Raw genomic sequence first — 16,275 nt, 5'->3', positions numbered from 1 at the left:
TTCGGCTGTCCTTGACCCTCATCTGTCGCAACGTTCCAGTCCAAGCCTATGCGAGGACGACACCGTGGCCGATCACTATCAGCTCAACCTGGGCTCATTGCGCAGCAGCATCACCCTGACACTGCACACCCACCACGCCGCCCGAATCTGGCAAGGTCGAACCGCACGCGAAGGCGTCCACTCGATCATGGGTATGGCGGGCTACATCAGCGTCACTAACCTGATCAAACAGGCCGCAGCGCAGGACGCCCCCTATGCCGATTGGGCGATCGTGCAGCTCGAAGAGAAATTGATGCAGGCCAAGGCTGGGATGCTCGAACTGACCCAGCAGTTGGACCGGATCAGACAGGACCTGCCGACGCAGATCGACATGAGCGACAACCTCAACATCCATCCCGTCACCTTGCCGTTGTACATCGGCAGCCAACTGGGCTTCCTCGCCGCTTACCTGCTGACTGACTACGACACCTTGGTGCGACATACCCTGTTGGCCCATCACACCGCCTTGATCGGTCGCCGGGACATGGAAGCCTGGATCGACGACGGCGCCCACCTGCTGCGCAGCCTGTTCGGGCAGGCGCAGCGCTATCGGCATGCAGGCGTCACCCGTGATGACATGGCGGCGCACAACGCTCGTGCTCTGGCGGCCATGGAGAAGTTTGGATTACCCCCTATGGACATCCTTGAGGGACATCGCCGCTCCCAGTTCGCGCCACCGATCATTCGTCGTGGCGCTTTGGCTGTGGATGACGCTGATGTGCTGGTGGAGGACGTGGTAGTCCCATCTGCCGCAGTGGATGAGCCTGAGGACGAAGCATGAAGCCCATTATCTCGACTCAACCAATGCCCCTCGAAACACTAACACCGGATGCCTATCGACAGCTGGAACACGCTGTCTACCTAAAAGGCCTTTTAAAACCTTTTAAGGGTAAGGGGGAACTGGAATACCTGGCGCAGGTGGCGAGGGAAACCGAGGCGCAGTTACGTCGTCTGATGGAGGCTGTGGCGCAGCAGGCCGGACAACCGCCTTACTCGCTGCTGGATATTCGATTCGTGCTGCAGAACACCAGTGCGGGCAGCACCTTTTTGCGATGGCGCACCCGTGATTTCGCCCGTATGGGCGTTGCGGTCTGGGAACGCCAAGCCTCCAACAAAGCCTTGCCGCAAGCCGTACGCGAGGGGTTACACCGTTTCGAATGCGAGCGCATTGCACTGAACTTGCAGATGAGCGTGGTGCATTCGCTCTACCGTCAAGCTTCAACCTGCGCGATCAAAATGGCCAGCGCCGAACGGCTGCTGCGCCAGTTCACACCAGCAGCGGAGATATCACGATGAGTACTTTTTTCGTCGGCGAAGGCAACATCGGCAGTGCGCCAGAGTTCCAGGAGTTCCCGTCAGGCAATGACGAGCCACGGCGCTTGCTGCGGCTGAATGTGTACTTCGACAACCCCGTGCCACGCGATGGCAGCTATGAGGATCGAGGCGGCTATTGGGCGCCGGTCGAGCTCTGGCACCGCGAGGCTGAACACTGGAGCACGCTGTATCAGAAAGGTATGCGCGTGTTGGTCGAAGGCCGCACCGTGCGCGATGAGTGGGAGGACAGCGAAGACAATGCCCGGGTGACCTTCAAGATCGAGGCGCGTCGTGTCGGTATCCTGCCCCATCGCGTGCAAAACGTGGTGATGCGGGAGCGCGTCAGTGAGTCAGCTTCATCTGCGGCTCACGTCGGGCAGGCTACAGACCAGGCCAGCTCGCCTACGACGAAGTCCGAAAAGCGCAGAGGACAGCCACCATCGGCATGACTGACCATGCATAAAAATGGCCGGCGTCAAGCGTTTCGTGAAGCCGACCGGATGGCTCGATGTCTATATCTGCCTGAGTTATGCCGACTGACTTTGGAAAACACTTAAGTTGTAGCGCCCAATGGGCCAGAGATCGTATCCGTTGATCACGAGCTGCTGAGAGCGAGCTCCTTGAGGCAGGGCCCCTTAACTGGCGCCCAGCGAAGTGACTTCGTAAGTGACCCTGATCAGCGTCTGGGTGGCAGATCAGGTCAGTATTTGTACATTGTTTCATGTACTTCTACTGGATCGCTCGTCTGAGTTAGCGCCAACGCTGTCAGCAGGCGGGCTTTGACAGGCGTCTGGTCGTCAACGGCCACAAATCCGTAACGCTTATCGGCATCATACGAAGTGCCACGGTGCAGCGAGCCACTGCCAGTGCGTGAGCTTCGCACAAGCAACGTTTTGTCGCCGAGGTTGGCAAGTTCTGGCAGTAGTTGATTCGTAACGTTGCCGTCCCCTACGGGCACGGTATGGCCATCGTAGTATCATCCCGACGATCCCATCCTACGTTGAGATGGGGCTGGGCGGCGCTATCGTTCCTGCCTCTTTAAAACGCTCGCGTGCGAGTGGCCTGAGCTTTCTTCACCTAGCGGATGTCCTTCAGCATGCCGTAACTTGTGTTGCTTGCCTCGAGGCAAATCAAAGCAGGCTCATCTTTGACCTGCAACCTACCTGCAGGCGTTCGACTTCCAAGCTACCTGGGATTGACTGAATTTTCACAGATTGAGCCAACCTAAATAGAAGTGGAACCATGCGCTGACTGCAATGCCTCAGAGTACGTTTAGGCTAATCGGGCATCTAGCCGCAACGCAAACAGTCATATGTATCGGAATGGCTTTTATCTGAAGGATGCGACGTCTGGCGACGCTGTGGGGGAGTGAAATTGCCGAGCTGCTTCCGCATCGATGGGCGTCCGTTTAACGTAAGGTGTGTTGGCCGGACGCTTACCGGGGTATTCACGGCGTTACGGTTGGTCATCGCCGTACCCATCGATGAACCGTTGAAAAACAGGCGCGTGTTGTCGACTGCATAGGCGGCCTGAATCGCCGCAGGGAAATCGAGGAAGAAGCGAAGGGCGCGCGCGTCCGTATCCGTCGGCACACTCCAGGTGGCGCCGATGCCTGCGGATAAGGGGGTGTCAAAGACGTCGAGGTGGTCATCACGACGATCCTGCTCCAGGTCCTAACAGAGCAAGCGGACTCGTTCGCTCGAGGTTAAGCGAACAAGACCAGTTTGCTCAAAGACAGCCGACCCAGCGGCTTACATATAGATGAGCCGGTTGAGCTTCTCAAGGAAGTCGGCATCGGAATTGCTCAAGTTCGCAAGACCGAAGCGTTCTTGCACAATCGCGGACACCAAATCGCGACGTTTCGGGAGGCGATCCTTCTCGGCCGTTGCGAGAGCCGCTGCCATCTCCTTCTTTTTAAGGTTCGTGCAGTAAGCCGGCGCAGCAGGCTGCTGGCGCCACGAATCCGCGAGCGATCCAGCATCGAATGCGTCGAAGCCAGTCTCTTCGACCAGGCGCATCGCCACTTCTCGATCGATTGTGCGATCAGCAGCAACGGGTATCGCGATACGATCGGGACTTCCCGGCGCCATCCCAAATTCCGCGAATGCTTGTGCTCCTATCGCGTTCCACGCCTTGGCGATCGGCCGGCCTAATTGTTCCACTACCCACAGGCTTTCCACCTGACCCGTGTCAATCGCCTCGATCGCTCCATCACGCACTGGATAATAGTTGGCGGTATCGATCAAGACCGTTTCTTCCGGGACCCCCGCGAGAAGGGATTTGACTGTCGAGTGACTCGCAAAAGGGATCGATAGGATGATCACGTCCACGTCCCTCACCGCCTCTTGAGCGGTTACCGCGCGGGCACCGTTTGCCAGTAGCTGCTTGTCTATTGTCTCGGGGCCACGAGAGTTCGCAACCTTGATCTCATGACCCGCTTTGGTCAATTCACGGACAAGTGTCTTCCCGATATTGCCGGTGCCCAGAATGCCTACTTTCATGATTTCTACTCCATTTCACTTGGTTCATCTTGCTGTACAAACTGGCAGAGGAAGCGGGGACAATGGTGCCCCGCAGTTCTTGGTTCTTACCGGTCACTGAGGTTGCATCGACGGTTTGAGTAAGCTTGATCATAGCCATGCGCCTCCTAGCTTCAGAAAAGATCCTTCAGCCACTGACCCGCGGGTCTAGCCCGTATTGAGCCGGCGCGCCGAGATGATCGCGCAGCGTCGTGCCGTCATAATCCCGATGAAAAAGCCCGCGCTCCTGGAGAACCGGGACCACGCCGTCGACGAAGGCATCGATTCCGTCCTCAAACACGTCAGGCGAGAGCCAGAAGCCATCAGCGGCGCCGGCGTCGAACCATTCCTGCATATGATCGGCGGCCTCAACGGCCGGGCCGACGATCGCTGGGTGATAGTCGATCACGCCATGGGCGAGCACGTCGCGCAGGCTCCAACCTTCACGTGCGATCTTGAGCGCGTTCGCCGAACGAGGGTCGCCTGGCGATGGACGAGCGGCGGCCAATTGCTCCGGTGTAAGCGGTGCGTCCAGCTGGCCTGAATCGAGCCGCAGCCCCAGCATCTGACCGAGATATACGACGCGCTGCGGAAACGTCTGCCCGCTCAGCGCAATTCGTCGGTCCAAGCCTGCGCGTCGATCACGCGCGATTGTCGTCATCAAACCAGCGAAGAACTTGATTTCGTCAGGGTTCCGCCCTGCACGTTCGGCTGCGTTCCGAAGGGCGCTTCGCTGAGTGCGTGCGTCCTCGATTGTGAAGACGGCACCGATCACGCCACTGGCATAGCGACCAGCAACCTCCAGCCCCTGGGCGCCGCCGCCGGCTTGAAAAATCACCGGCTGGCCCTGTTCCGAAGGTGGGATCTGAAGCAGACCGCTGGCGGCCACATGGCACCCTTTCAGATTGATTGGCCGGAGCTTGGTGGGATCAGCGAATCGGCCGGATTCCTTGTCATGCAGCCACGCGTCCAACCCCCATGTGCCCCATAATGCCTGCACAAGCTGGATGAATTCATGCAGTCGCTCATACTTCTCGTTACGAGGTGGCAGGGCTCGTCCGTAGAGGGCGGCGACACCAGGATCGCTGGAGGGCACGGCGTTCCATCCAACTCGGCCGTGGCTCATCAGGTCGAGCGCTTTGAATTGACGAGCCAAATTGAAGGGTTCGTTGAACGTCGTGGAGCCGGTGGCGACCAACCCGATCCGCTGGGTCTCGCGCGCGACTGCGGCAAAGGTCAACAACGGCTCATTGATATTCAACGGAGCCTCGGTCTCGAGGTCGTTCTGCCACGCTGGAAAATCCGGGGCGAACAGGAATTGAAACTTACCCCGTTCAGCGGCTTGAGCGTACCGCACCTGACTGTCGAAACTCGTGTAATTCTTGGGGTCCACACCCGGCATCCGCCATGCTCCGGGTTGCGAGCCGTAACCGCCGTTGAAAACCATCCCAATCATCATTTGCTTAGTCATGTTGATTCCCGACTGCCCCTGTTCGCGGCATCTTGCCGTGTGGATGAACTGATCCGTGAGCCGTTCGCCGAGACTTCGCGAGGCCCGGCACCTCAGCCGGATCAGTCACCGGTCGGCGTAGTCAACTTTATTACTGTGGAATGACCTGATTCATAGCTCGATGCTTCAGCTCGGGTCCTGCCATGCGGACAGCATTGCCAAGGCTGCTTCATAGTTACCAGCAGCCTCGGCAGTACGGAAATATTTGGCCCGCTCCAAGATGATTTCCCGAGGTGTGGGTTCGCCATGCAAAAGAGCGAGCGTCTCGTCGAGGAAGTCTTCCAGAGGCATAGCATGCTCGTCCTTTTCCTGACCGAACAACGTCGTTTGCACACCGGGCGGAGCCAATTCAACGACGCGCACGGAGGTGTTGGCGAGCTGCACACGCAAGCCCTCGGTGAACGAATGGACAGCCGCCTTCGTGGCGCTATATGTCATCGCTATGGGGAATGGAACAAATGCCAATGCGGAACTGACATTGATGAGGACACTATCTTTCTGTTTCGCAAGTTGCGGCAAGAAAGCATAGGTCATCCGAATGGTGCCTAAGAGGTTGATCGCGACGGTCTCTTCTGCAACCCTAAGTGACTCGGGATTCATCGCATCTTCGCGCGGCATGATGCCCGCGTTGTTTATCACGACATTGAGGTCGGGGTAACGCGCGGCTACTAGCTCACTCGCCCGGGCGATGGACGTAGCATCGGCCACATCAAGCTCAATAGCCTCGATGCCCGGATGATCGACAGTGATCTGCTCCAGCAACGCCTTGCGTCGCCCCGCGACGACAACCTTGTTACCCGCCTTATGAAACCGCAGCGCTAGACCGAGTCCTATGCCCGAAGTGGAACCAGTGATAAGGATGGTATTGCCAGTCGGCTTCATATGCTTCTCCAGATGGGTGGAACGGGTAGAATTGAAACGGGCAACTGTCCGTAAGCCGCAATATTAACGGACAGTTGTCCGCTTAACAAGAGACCCGTCGAGGATGAGGACAAATGGCAGAGTCACAAAAGATTGAGCGTCGTACGCGTGTCGACGCATTACTTAACCGCGAGCGCATCTTGGCGGTCGCGTTAGCGGAGCTGCCTCATTCTGCGGACGTTCCCCTAAGCGTGATCGCTAGGAAGGCTGGCGTAGGACAAGGAACCTTCTATCGTCACTTCCCGACGCGAGAGGCACTGGTGATGGAGGTCTACCGCTATGAAATGTTGCAGGTGGCAAAATACGCCGAACATCTGCTCCAGAGTCGCCCACCCGACCAAGCGTTGCGTGAGTGGATGGCTCGTCTTGCCGAGTACGCCATGAACAAGGCTGGCTTGGCTAATGCAATACGCGAGGTGTCCAGTGTGGGGGACTGTGCAGGAAAGGAGAGTTACGCTCCGGTGGTCGCTGCAGCCAAGTCCTTACTTGATGCAAATGAGAAGGCAGGCACGATCCGCGCCGGCATCACCACCGATGACTTTTTTCTAGCCATCGCAGGTATTTGGCAGATCAACTTCAACGATGAGTGGAAACACCGACTGGGTTGGCTCATGGACTTCGTTATGGAAGGACTGCGCGCGGGCGCGCCGGCGCGGCTTGCATCTGCCTGAGGCATTAGGACCACTCGATTCATTAGGGCCAGTGTCAAGCGGTTAGTGAACCCGCCCCGTTGGCTGGAAGGCTTTATGGGACGCGCTTTAGCGTCACTTTGAGCCCTTGCAGGGTTGCGGTGTTGTGGCCGTGAGCCACACAAGAGCGTCGCGGTAAAAAAGCCAGAGCGTGCTGCATCGGGGCAATTGCCGGTGGGCGAAGAGCTTGTTTTGTCATCAGAGCGGAAACCTGCTTCATCAGCTTGGCGTGGGCGGCACAGTCTTAGCCATGCCTCCCTCCCTGAATCCCCGATCCACAGCCATGAACGCCTCCAGCATGTGCGGGATCAGCGTCACGGCATCGACGGTCTCGCCATACGCCTGCGCCTGCGCCTGCAGCGCGGCGTAAAGATCGAGGTCGGCTTTCAGTCTGGCCGGGCAGGCAAAGTTCAGCTTCGTGGAAGCGGTTTTCGGCAGCGGCCCGAGCCGCAGCTTGCGCGTCGTCATCGTGAAGTTCCCTTGTTGAAGGACAATGGCTGGTATGGCCGCAGCACCAAGTCGGGGTGGGCGATGATGCGAACCGGCAGGCCCGGCTGCTCGGTCAGCGTCGGCTCGATATTCATGTTGCGCTAGGTCATCTCCTGGCCGACCTGATTGATGCTGTCCTGGCGGTTCTCCGATGCGAGTTGCGCGAAGGTCTTGGCCTTTCAATACTCGCTGTTAGTGAAGCATTGTCGTCCAAGCGACTGCAAGGTAGCAGCTTCGCCCCCAGGCGTGTGCTGCGTGTGTACGTGTGGTACGTGCAAACAGCACCACGCCCAGTTCTTCTTAGAGTTCCTTGATTGCCCGAGACAGCGGCGATTGCTCAATGTGCAGTTGCTCCGCCGCATGGGCGAAGTAAAGTTCTTCGGCTACGGCCAGGAAGCAGCGAAGATGCCGAGAATCCATCGTTCACCTACATTTGAGTTCTTGCGCCCAGGAACGTGGGACGCCGCATCTGCCAGAGCATCCAGACAATCCCCAGGCCCACGGCAACCGCACCGACCCAGGCCGTGCTGGTCAGGCCCATCGCTTCCAGGCTGGCCCCGCCTAGCAGCGAACCCAACGCGATGCCGCCATTGAAGCCGGCGATGTTCAGCCCAGCCGCCACCGCTGGCGCCTGCGGCGCGTGGATGTGCGACAACCCGATCACCCGCGCCTGCAAGGCCGGCACCGCCGCATAGGTCAGCGCACCCAGCAGGCCCGTCAGCAACACCATCAACGGCAACGATGGTGCCGATGCCCATATCGCCAACAGCACGACGGCCAGGCCGACGAGCACAGTCATCACCGCAAAGTCGGCACCCTTGCGGTCGGTCAGCCGCCCGCCCCACACATTGCCAATGGCGGCCATCACGCCGTAGCCCAGCATTAACAGGCTCGCCATGCTTTCACTCACGTTCGTCACTTGCAGCAGGATCGGCGAAATGTAGGTGTAGAGCGCGAAAGATCCCGCATACGCCAACACGGTGATACCGGCTCCGGCCAGCAGACGCTGATTGAACATGGCTTTCAGGCCATCCATCGCATTGGCCTGCGCCGAGGCATCGTTGCGATCTGTCGGCATCAGGGCCAGCAGGCCGACGAACCCAATGGCACCACTTGCGGCCACTGCCATGAAGATGACCTGCCAGCTCAACACGCTGCCCAGGTAGGTGCCGAGCGGTACGCCCAGCGCCAGTGCCAGCGTCAGGCCGCCGAACACCACGGCCACCGCCGCACCGGCGCGATGTCGGCCCGCCAATTGGGTTGCCACGCTGGATGCTACGGCGAGAAACACCCCATGTCCCAGGCCGGAGGCGAAGCGGGCCACCAGCATGGGTGTCAGTGCATCGGACAGACTGACTACAGCGTTGCCCAACGTGAACAGCCCCATCGCCACCAGCAGCAGCCGCTTGCGCGGCCAGCGGGTTGCCAGCGCGGTCAGGCCGGGTGCACCAATCACCGCACCCAGCGCGTAGGCCGTAACCGCCGCGCCAACCTGGCTGACGCTGGCATGCAGATCAGCGGAAATAGTGGACACCAGGCCGATGGTGACGAACTCGGTAAAGCCCAGGGCGAACGCGCAAAGCGCGAAGACGTAGATGACGAAAGGCATACGTGGATTCATGGTTCAGGCTCGCTTCTCGGCTGTCACCGCTAATAGGGGCAGCATCGCTTCCGCGACGCCCTTGGCCGAGGCCGGGTTCTGCCCCGTCACCAGGCGCTCGCTCGCCACTACCTGCGCCTGGAAATTCGCCGCAGGCACATGCCGGGCGCCACGCTCCTGCAAAGCATCGGCCAGCAGGAAGGGCACCGTGTCGTACAGGCCGACCGCACGCTCCTCCTCGTTGGTGAAGGCCGACACGTCCTTACCCGTTACCAGATAGCCGCCATCGGACAACTTGAGGTTTACCAGCCCGGCCGGCCCGTGGCACACCGCCGTGACCACGCCGCCACGCTCGTAGATGAACGCCGCAATGGCCGCCAGTTCGGCGTTGTCCGGGAAGTCCCACATCGTCGCGTGGCCGCCGGCGTAGAAGATCGCGGCGTAGGCATCGGGATCGACCTGCGTGGGTGCCATGGTGTTCTCGGTGGCGCTTCTTAGCGTCGCATCGTTCCAGAACGCGGCATTGATCGGATCGTCCAAATCGAGTCCATCGACGTGCGTCTTGCCGCCCTTGGGGCTGACGAAATCGACCGCATGACCGGCGTCTGCCAGCACCCGATGCAGATGCGTGACCTCGGACAGATAGAAACCGCTGGGCGCGGCATAGGCGCCGGCCGGCCCCTTGCGGTCGTGGCTGGTCAGGACGAAAAGAAGCTCCTGCAGCGAATCGAGCACACCACCGGACACCTCCAACGGAGGCATGCGTGTTGCAGCGTGGGAAGTTGGGATCCTCATTCTGGTGAATCCGGTATATCGTTTAAATGACCAAAATAGACAAACACTTTCCCCGGAATGACCCAAATGGCCCTGCGCAATCTTGATGACCTAGCGGTGTTCGTGCATGTTGTGGAGCGCCACAGCTTTTCCGCCGCCGCACGCGACCTGCACCTCGCGCCTAAGACCGTCAGCAAGCAGATCGCCCGGCTGGAACAAGCGTTGGGCACCACGCTGTTCGAGCGCAACACCCGTAACTTGCGCATCACCAGCGAAGGCCGCGCCATCGCCGAGCGCGCACGGGTTGCCCTGGCGGTGCTGGAAGAAGTGCAGGAACTGGCGACCGGCGGCAGCCAGGAACTGAGCGGCACTATCCGCCTGACCGCGCCCACGCCGTTCGGGCGCAAGTTCGTGGCCCCGGCTATCCACGATTTCTGCCGCCTGCATCCCAGGGTCGGTTTCGACCTGCGCCTGTCCGATCAGGTGCAGGATCTGTATAGCGGCGACCTCGACCTGGCGATCCGCATGGGCGAGTTGGCCGATTCGCGCTTGGTGGCGCGGCGCGTGGCCGACAACCGGCGCATCCTGGCAGCTTCTCCCGCCTACCTGAAAGCGCATGGCAGTCCCGCGCAGCCGGAAGAACTGGAACGGCACAACTGCCTGGTGTTCGCCTATCCGGGCCTGCTGCAAAGCACCTGGCCGCTGCGCAAGGGCCGCAGGGAGACGCCTGTCGCGGTCAGCGGTACGCTGTGCAGCGACAACGGCGACGTGCTACATGCGTGGTGCGTGGCCGGGCTGGGCATCTCGCTGCGCGAGACCTGGGACATTCACGAGGAACTGCGCGACGGGAGGCTGGTGCGCGTGTTGCCTGAATGGGAAGCCACACCCTCGAAGATCAGCATCGTGCGGGCGCGGCGCGAACCCGTGCCGGGCCGGCTGACGGCGTTCAGCGATTTTCTGTTCGACCGCTGGCAGGAGGCGCCGTGGGATCAATGACCTCATTCGACGCTGCCGACGCATCGTAGGCATCTCGAACAGCCGCTAAGTTTCGTAGGAAATTTTGTAGGTCTTGCCTAGCCGCTCGACATGTGCAAAACCGAGTTCGCCAAGGTGCATACCCGCGATAAGAATCTTATCCGAGCTAACAACATTCAATAGTTTGGATCGTGTTTCGGCGGAAAGAAGCGGATCTTGGTCGAATGCAATGGATACGTCGGGACGAGCAATCTGAATTTGGGGGAAATGAACGATATCCCCCCAAACCAGCAAACTACGACCATTGGAATCGAGACGATAACCGGAATGTCCTGCGGTATGCCCCGGAAGGGGCATCGCACTAATGCCAGGGAGAACTTCGCTATCAGTAAACAGGCGCGTCTTCTCCCGATACTGATCGAACACCTTCCGAGCAAACAGGAAGTTGCCACGAGCACGTTCACTCGCTCGACTGAGATTGCCATCGTCCTCCCAGAAAGAAACCTCACGCTGGTGGACGACTAGCTCTGCATCGGGAAAGGCTGCTTCCCCTGAAGAGTCAAGCAACCCCCCAACATGGTCGGGATGTGCATGGGTCAGAAGAATGGTGTCAATGTCAGCGGGTTGCACGCCAGCACGCGCGAGATTCGCCTTTAGCTTGCCGCCCCACTGCTTGAAACCACCAGCCCCCGCATCAATGAGGATCGTGCGGCCCATTCCACGCACCAGGTAACAGTTGATGTGGATCGAGAATGGATCGCTCACACCTGCGTCCTGCTGCAACTTGGACGCCTGCGCAGGATCGATATTGGAGAGAAGATCTAGACTTGCGCAAAGGTATCCGTCACTGATGGCCGTGATCGAAAACTCGCCGATCTGCTGGCCTGGAAATTTCATGTCGTTCATTGCGGCACTCCTTGCAGGTCATCAGTTCCGCGCGTAGATGGTATCGGCTGGATAGCCAAAGCAACGGATGCGCGCCGTAAGCCCCGCATGGCGTTTTATTGCCTCATCCAGTCGCGCCATGAAATCGTCCATGACCGATGGCGTTCTGAACGGTTCGAGGCGGTATTTGATTTCCGCGTAAGCAGGATGCCCACGCCCCTGGCGGGCAGCGACGTAGATGACATGCACGTTGTCCAGCGCCGCCTGAAGGACGTCCGTGCAAAGTCGAGTGCATCGTTCGGTGAGTTCCGCCAGATTTGCGTCGGGTGGCATCTCGTCCGCCTGGATGAAGATCGTCAGGTTAGGCATGTCGGTTCTGCACCTGCGTCTGGGGCTCTGCGCCTCTGCCACTCGTCAATTGCACGGTCATCGGGGCATAGAGATGCACGTTCTTCGGAAGGGTATCTACACCAAGACTAATGGCGCTATCCAGCTTCGCCAGCCACCTGTTTTCAGGACACTTCTCCAATGCGACGGCCCACATCTGCTCAGGCGTGAGCCCCATCTCGATGAGCGGCTCGGGACCGACTGCGCTCACGATCAGATGCTCGCCTTCACCGATGGCAGGCGCACGCTCAAGGCCGCCGTAAAGATTGCGGTGCCAATCGGTGATGTGCTGCTGCCAGCGTGCGAAGTTGCCCCCGCCCTTTTGGCGATACTCGTCACCCTCAAGCACAGCCAGACCGTCGATCGAGTGCATGGCCAGGTAGACAGGGCAGCCATCGCTAAACGCCTTGAAGCGCTGCGAAGTATGGAACCCGCTCACGGAAATAAGCGCGGGTAGCTTTTCCAGGCTATAGAAATCATTCCACTCTGCTTCGCTGGCTGGGTCGGCAAAGCTGCACTCGACGGTATAGATCATGGAATCACGCTACCGAACCCTTGTGCGTTCGGTCCTCACTGTTGATGTTTCATCATGGTATGACCTGGAAATCGACGTATAAAACGATTTTTCGGTATGCTTCAGTGACAAAAAATCAAGCTAAACCGATCACCAGTTTTAAGCTAGGAACGCTCATGCGAAGGAAGATCCCCAGCAGCACGGCACTGATGGCATTCGAAGTGGCTGCGCGCCACGGCAGCTTCGCGCGCGCGGCAGAGGAACTGTCTTTGACTGAAGGAGCCATCAGTCGCCAGATTGGCAGGCTGGAAGCCTTCCTCGGGGTCACGCTGTTCGAGCGGGTCGGCAATCGTGTCCGACTCCTTCCTAACGGAGAGCGTTACGCGGTCCAAGTTCGCGAATCGCTTGACCGCTTGGATCGGGACAGTCAGTACTTAATGGGGCAGCCGAACGATGGCGCAAGCCTGGACATTGCCACTATCCCGACGTTCGCGATGCGATGGCTCATTCCTCGCTTGGGACGATTCCAGCAGAAGCATCCGAACATTACTGTGCATTTGGCCGAGCGCATGGAACCCTTCGTCCTGGCCGGGAGCGGATTCGATGCTGCCATCCATTTCGAGCACCCAGCGTGGACGGGAATGCGGACTCACGAACTTTTGCATGAAGTGCTGGTTCCGGTTTGCCATCCTGAACTTCTGACAGGACGCAATCGAACAACCGCACTGGATGAATTACCGCGCCTTCACCGACGACAGAACCCTGAAGCTTGGCAACATTACGCCCAGGAGACGGGAAGCCCGCTGACCAATCCTGCAATTGGCGCACGCTTTGATCTCCATGGAATGTTGATAGAAGCCGCATTGGCCGGCCTGGGCGTTGCGCTAGTACCGCGCCTGTACGTTGAAACCGAACTTGCGTCAGGAAGCCTGATCGCCCCGTGGCCGGAGGGAAAAACCATCTCCAAAACCTTCTGCCTCATCCTCCCTGAGCCCATCGGATTGGGCAGAGAGCCAATACAAGCTTTTGCTCAATGGCTGCTCGACGAAGCGAAGAAAAGAACGACGGTTCAGCCATAGAAAACAGCCTTTCTCTATTGTTTTTAGATGGACGGGTTCCGTAACCGCCCACCTCCGGTGAGACACCACCGTTGCGCCCAGACACGACAGCTGTCCCAGCTTCTTCTCGCCGGCAAGCCGACGGGGCTTCCCCCTCCGCCGAAAGCGCCTTCTAGCTCATTTGACTACCTCCGCTCCGGTAATCCTCTTGCGCCAGTTAGCCATCAGCTCTGCCACATCGAGCACTGGCTTGTCCTCGGTGTGGACGTAGTGCATGAACATCGCCAAGGTCTTGCGCGCTTCAACGCCACACCGATCTAGACCTGGATGCCTGAGTTGACAACTCAGGTCTCGCAGCGGCGGCGCATAGTCCAGCGAGTTTTGTTGTTGGAGTAATCGTAAAATAAAATCGCGCTTTTCGCGAAGTCTCTGAGCGGTTATTACTGGCTGCTCGTAAAGATCCATTCTGTTATCCAGACAACAACCAGACGGCAACCTCAACCCCTAAATCCTTACCTCACCGACTAATATGAGGAACCTGCTATTCAGGTTTCTCATAGCTCGCCACTGCTGTTTCCAACAACGCTGCTCCGAACTCAACCCGGAGCAGTTCTATGCGTCTCTTTCTCTGCGAGAAACCCTCCCAAGGTCGTGACCTCGCCAAGGTTCTCGGAGCCAGCCGACGTGGCGATGGTTGCTTGATCGGACGCGAGGCAACCGTCACCTGGTGTATCGGTCACCTGCTGGAAACGGCCCCACCTGAAGCCTATGGCGATCAGTACAAATCCTGGTCGTTGGATCATCTACCGATCATTCCCGCGCAGTGGAGGGTTGAGGTCAAACCCAAGACCGCGGCACAGTTCAAGGTCATCAAGCAGTTGCTCAGTGAAGCCTCCACCGTCGTCATCGCGACCGACGCCGATCGCGAAGGTGAAATAATTGCCCGCGAGTTACTGGAGCTCTGCAACTATCGTGGCTCTGTTGAGCGCCTCTGGTTATCCGCACTCAACGAGGCGTCGATTCGCAAGGCACTGTCCTCGCTGAAGTCTGGTCAGGAGACCTTACCGCTCTACCACTCAGCCCTCGCCCGCAGCCGCGCCGATTGGCTGATTGGTATGAATCTCAGTCGTTTGTTTACCCTCCTGGGACGGCGGGCGGGCTATGACGGCGTGCTGTCGGTTGGACGCGTCCAAACGCCCACTTTGCGCTTGGTGGTTGAAAGAGATCGCGCGATTGCCAGCTTCGTCTCTGTGCCGTACTGGGTGGTGGATGTGCACCTGTCCTCAATGGGGCAACCCTTCATCGCGTCGTGGATACCGCCAAGCTCAGGACGTGACGAAGCCGGTCGCTGCCTGCAGCAGGCGCTTGCCAGTCAGGCCGTCCAAGCGATTTCTAGCAGCAAGACCGCCACAGTAGTCTCGCTGCAGACTAAGCATTTCCGCGAAGCGCCACCCCTGCCTTTCGACCTGAGCACACTGCAAGAAGTCTGTTCACGCAAGTTGGGACTCGGCGCTCAGGAAACCCTGAACATCGCCCAAGCCTTGTATGAAACCCACAAAGCCACCAGCTATCCGCGCAGCGATTGCCGCTATTTGCCAGAGAGCATGTTTAACGAGGTAGCGTCGGTATTCGATGCCCTGCTCAGAATGGATCCTGCGTTACGCCCAGCGCTCGGAAGCGTCGATCGATCATTGCGCTCACGAGCATGGAACGATGCCAAGATCACCGCGCACCACGCCATCATCCCCACCACCGAACCGACGAACCTTGGGCGGATGTCAGAACATGAGCGCCAAGTCTACGAACTGATTCGTAGCCACTACCTCGCGCAATTCCTGCCGCATTACGAGTTTGATCGAACCGAGGTCGAACTCGAGTGCGGCGCCCAGTGTTTGACTGCTGTTGGCAAACAGATCCTCGTCCAAGGCTGGAAAGGCTTACTCTCCGACAACGCCGAAGACGATGCACCCAGTCAAAAGTCCCAGGTGTTGCCCGCCCTACAACAGGGTATGCAGTGCGGAGTGGACGACGTCGAACTCAAGTCCATGCGCACCGCTGCGCCCAAACCGCTCACCGAGGGCGATCTGATCAAGGCGATGAAAAACGTGGCCAAGCTGGTCAACGACTCGCGCCTGAAACAGAAACTTCGGGACACCACCGGTATCGGCACCGAAGCCACGCGAGCCGGCATTATCAAGGGGTTAATTGATCGCGGTTACCTGCTGAAGAAAAAACGTGCCTTAACGGCCTCCGCAGCGGCCCATACACTAATTGAAGCGGTACCCGCTGCAGTCGCGGATCCGGGTATGACAGCGATCTGGGAGCAAGCTCTGGATGAAATCGAAGCGGGACGTCTGAGCTTGGATGCATTCGTTGCCAAGCAGGCGCACTGGATTACGCAGCTGATCGCAAACTGCGGAGCACTCACCTTGTCGGTACCGGTCGAAGCCGGGCCGGCTTGCCCCAATTGCAATGCCTCAATGCTCAGGCGGAAGGGAAAATCAGGGCCGTTCTGGTCATGCTCCCACTACCCGGACTGCAAAGGCACTGTGCCGATCAGCAAAGGTATACGTCGTCCATGAGGCACAAATGGCGCTCACA

Annotated in this window: 18 protein-coding genes and 2 pseudogenes; 7 read left to right on the top strand and 13 right to left on the bottom strand. The window is 58.9% G+C overall.

The genetic code is table 11. From position 1 onward, the window contains the following. Window positions 1-64: 64 nt before the first annotated feature. Genes BLW22_RS07115 through BLW22_RS07105 form a run of 3 tightly spaced genes read left to right on the top strand, consistent with a single transcriptional unit; the run spans window position 65 to window position 1,802 of the window. On the top strand, window positions 65-820 hold the full coding sequence (locus BLW22_RS07115; RefSeq protein ID WP_074844980.1) for a PFL_4669 family integrating conjugative element protein: 756 nt from the start codon (window positions 65-67) through the stop codon (window positions 818-820). Beyond that, the gene (locus BLW22_RS07110) at window positions 817-1,335 is read left to right on the top strand and encodes a DUF3158 family protein (RefSeq protein WP_074844977.1); all 519 of its coding nucleotides are present in this window, start codon (window positions 817-819) and stop codon (window positions 1,333-1,335) included. Before BLW22_RS07115 ends, BLW22_RS07110 begins: the two co-directional genes overlap by 4 nt. Next, window positions 1,332-1,802 carry a single-stranded DNA-binding protein gene (locus BLW22_RS07105; RefSeq protein WP_074844974.1) on the top strand — a complete coding sequence of 157 codons (471 nt, stop codon included), beginning with the start codon at window positions 1,332-1,334 and terminating at the stop codon, window positions 1,800-1,802. Before BLW22_RS07110 ends, BLW22_RS07105 begins: the two co-directional genes overlap by 4 nt. A gap of 251 nt (window positions 1,803-2,053) precedes the next feature. On the opposite strand, the gene BLW22_RS07100 is transcribed toward BLW22_RS07105, so the two are convergent. The 4 genes from BLW22_RS07100 to BLW22_RS07085 all read right to left on the bottom strand — a co-directional run bounded on the left by BLW22_RS07100 (window position 2,054) and on the right by BLW22_RS07085 (window position 6,264). After that, entirely contained in the window at window positions 2,054-2,311 is a 258-nt protein-coding gene (locus BLW22_RS07100) for a hypothetical protein (protein ID WP_235865559.1), read from the bottom strand. A gap of 793 nt (window positions 2,312-3,104) precedes the next feature. Then, window positions 3,105-3,854 (bottom strand): NADPH-dependent F420 reductase, encoded by a 750-nt coding sequence (locus BLW22_RS07095; RefSeq protein WP_074844971.1) that lies wholly within the window; start codon window positions 3,852-3,854, stop codon window positions 3,105-3,107. A gap of 166 nt (window positions 3,855-4,020) precedes the next feature. Continuing rightward, a complete protein-coding gene (locus BLW22_RS07090) occupies window positions 4,021-5,343 on the bottom strand; it encodes an NtaA/DmoA family FMN-dependent monooxygenase (protein WP_074844968.1) in 1,323 nt (440 codons plus the stop codon). A 165-nt stretch (window positions 5,344-5,508) separates the two neighbouring features. Beyond that, window positions 5,509-6,264, bottom strand: a complete 756-nt coding sequence (locus tag BLW22_RS07085) for an SDR family oxidoreductase (protein ID WP_074844965.1) — start codon at window positions 6,262-6,264, stop codon at window positions 5,509-5,511. Between the two features lie 113 nt (window positions 6,265-6,377). Here BLW22_RS07085 and BLW22_RS07080 point away from each other — a divergent pair, with 113 nt between their 5' ends. After that, window positions 6,378-6,974, top strand: a complete 597-nt coding sequence (locus BLW22_RS07080; protein ID WP_074844963.1) for a TetR/AcrR family transcriptional regulator — start codon at window positions 6,378-6,380, stop codon at window positions 6,972-6,974. A gap of 237 nt (window positions 6,975-7,211) precedes the next feature. Here BLW22_RS07080 and BLW22_RS07075 read toward each other — a convergent pair whose 3' ends face one another. From BLW22_RS07075 to BLW22_RS07055, 5 genes and pseudogenes are all read right to left on the bottom strand, one after another. Next, a complete protein-coding gene (locus BLW22_RS07075; RefSeq protein WP_074844960.1) occupies window positions 7,212-7,460 on the bottom strand; it encodes a DUF2274 domain-containing protein in 249 nt (82 codons plus the stop codon). Then, a pseudogene (locus tag BLW22_RS07070) lies at window positions 7,457-7,630 on the bottom strand (TrbI/VirB10 family protein); the annotation flags it as partial. The gene BLW22_RS07075 and the pseudogene BLW22_RS07070, both read right to left, overlap by 4 nt. A gap of 154 nt (window positions 7,631-7,784) precedes the next feature. Further along, a pseudogene (locus BLW22_RS35665) lies at window positions 7,785-7,901 on the bottom strand (LysR family transcriptional regulator); the annotation flags it as partial. A 7-nt stretch (window positions 7,902-7,908) separates the two neighbouring features. Then, window positions 7,909-9,102 carry an MFS transporter gene (locus BLW22_RS07060; RefSeq protein ID WP_074844958.1) on the bottom strand — a complete coding sequence of 398 codons (1,194 nt, stop codon included), beginning with the start codon at window positions 9,100-9,102 and terminating at the stop codon, window positions 7,909-7,911. 3 nt (window positions 9,103-9,105) lie between these two features. Further along, entirely contained in the window at window positions 9,106-9,816 is a 711-nt protein-coding gene (locus BLW22_RS07055; protein WP_235865558.1) for a type 1 glutamine amidotransferase domain-containing protein, read from the bottom strand. Between the two features lie 126 nt (window positions 9,817-9,942). Between BLW22_RS07055 and BLW22_RS07050 the strand changes: the two genes are divergently transcribed. Continuing rightward, window positions 9,943-10,851 carry a LysR family transcriptional regulator gene (locus BLW22_RS07050; RefSeq protein WP_174562727.1) on the top strand — a complete coding sequence of 303 codons (909 nt, stop codon included), beginning with the start codon at window positions 9,943-9,945 and terminating at the stop codon, window positions 10,849-10,851. A gap of 45 nt (window positions 10,852-10,896) precedes the next feature. Here the strand turns inward: BLW22_RS07050 and BLW22_RS07045 are convergent, their stop codons facing one another. The 3 genes from BLW22_RS07045 to BLW22_RS07035 are packed head-to-tail and all read right to left on the bottom strand — an operon-like array spanning window position 10,897 to window position 12,637. After that, entirely contained in the window at window positions 10,897-11,736 is an 840-nt protein-coding gene (locus BLW22_RS07045) for an MBL fold metallo-hydrolase (RefSeq protein WP_074844948.1), read from the bottom strand. Window positions 11,737-11,757: 21 nt separating this feature from the next. After that, window positions 11,758-12,084 (bottom strand): hypothetical protein, encoded by a 327-nt coding sequence (locus BLW22_RS07040; RefSeq protein ID WP_069787743.1) that lies wholly within the window; start codon window positions 12,082-12,084, stop codon window positions 11,758-11,760. Further along, window positions 12,077-12,637 carry a sugar ABC transporter gene (locus BLW22_RS07035; protein WP_069787744.1) on the bottom strand — a complete coding sequence of 187 codons (561 nt, stop codon included), beginning with the start codon at window positions 12,635-12,637 and terminating at the stop codon, window positions 12,077-12,079. Before BLW22_RS07035 ends, BLW22_RS07040 begins: the two co-directional genes overlap by 8 nt. Window positions 12,638-12,696: 59 nt before the next feature. On the opposite strand from BLW22_RS07035, the gene BLW22_RS07030 reads away from it, so the two are divergent. After that, window positions 12,697-13,695, top strand: a complete 999-nt coding sequence (locus tag BLW22_RS07030; protein ID WP_235865557.1) for a LysR substrate-binding domain-containing protein — start codon at window positions 12,697-12,699, stop codon at window positions 13,693-13,695. Window positions 13,696-13,851: 156 nt separating this feature from the next. Here the strand turns inward: BLW22_RS07030 and BLW22_RS07025 are convergent, their stop codons facing one another. Beyond that, window positions 13,852-14,139 carry a hypothetical protein gene (locus BLW22_RS07025; protein WP_074844942.1) on the bottom strand — a complete coding sequence of 96 codons (288 nt, stop codon included), beginning with the start codon at window positions 14,137-14,139 and terminating at the stop codon, window positions 13,852-13,854. 149 nt (window positions 14,140-14,288) lie between these two features. Between BLW22_RS07025 and BLW22_RS07020 the strand changes: the two genes are divergently transcribed. Further along, on the top strand, window positions 14,289-16,256 hold the full coding sequence (locus tag BLW22_RS07020) for a DNA topoisomerase III (RefSeq protein WP_074844939.1): 1,968 nt from the start codon (window positions 14,289-14,291) through the stop codon (window positions 16,254-16,256). Window positions 16,257-16,275: the final 19 nt, after the last annotated feature.

The sequence above is a fragment of the Pseudomonas marginalis genome (genome assembly GCF_900105325.1).
In the GTDB taxonomy this organism is placed as follows: Bacteria; Pseudomonadota; Gammaproteobacteria; order Pseudomonadales; family Pseudomonadaceae; genus Aquipseudomonas; species Aquipseudomonas marginalis.
The sequence above is the reverse complement of the archived record's forward strand: the minus strand, read 5'-3'. Positions and strand labels throughout refer to the sequence as shown.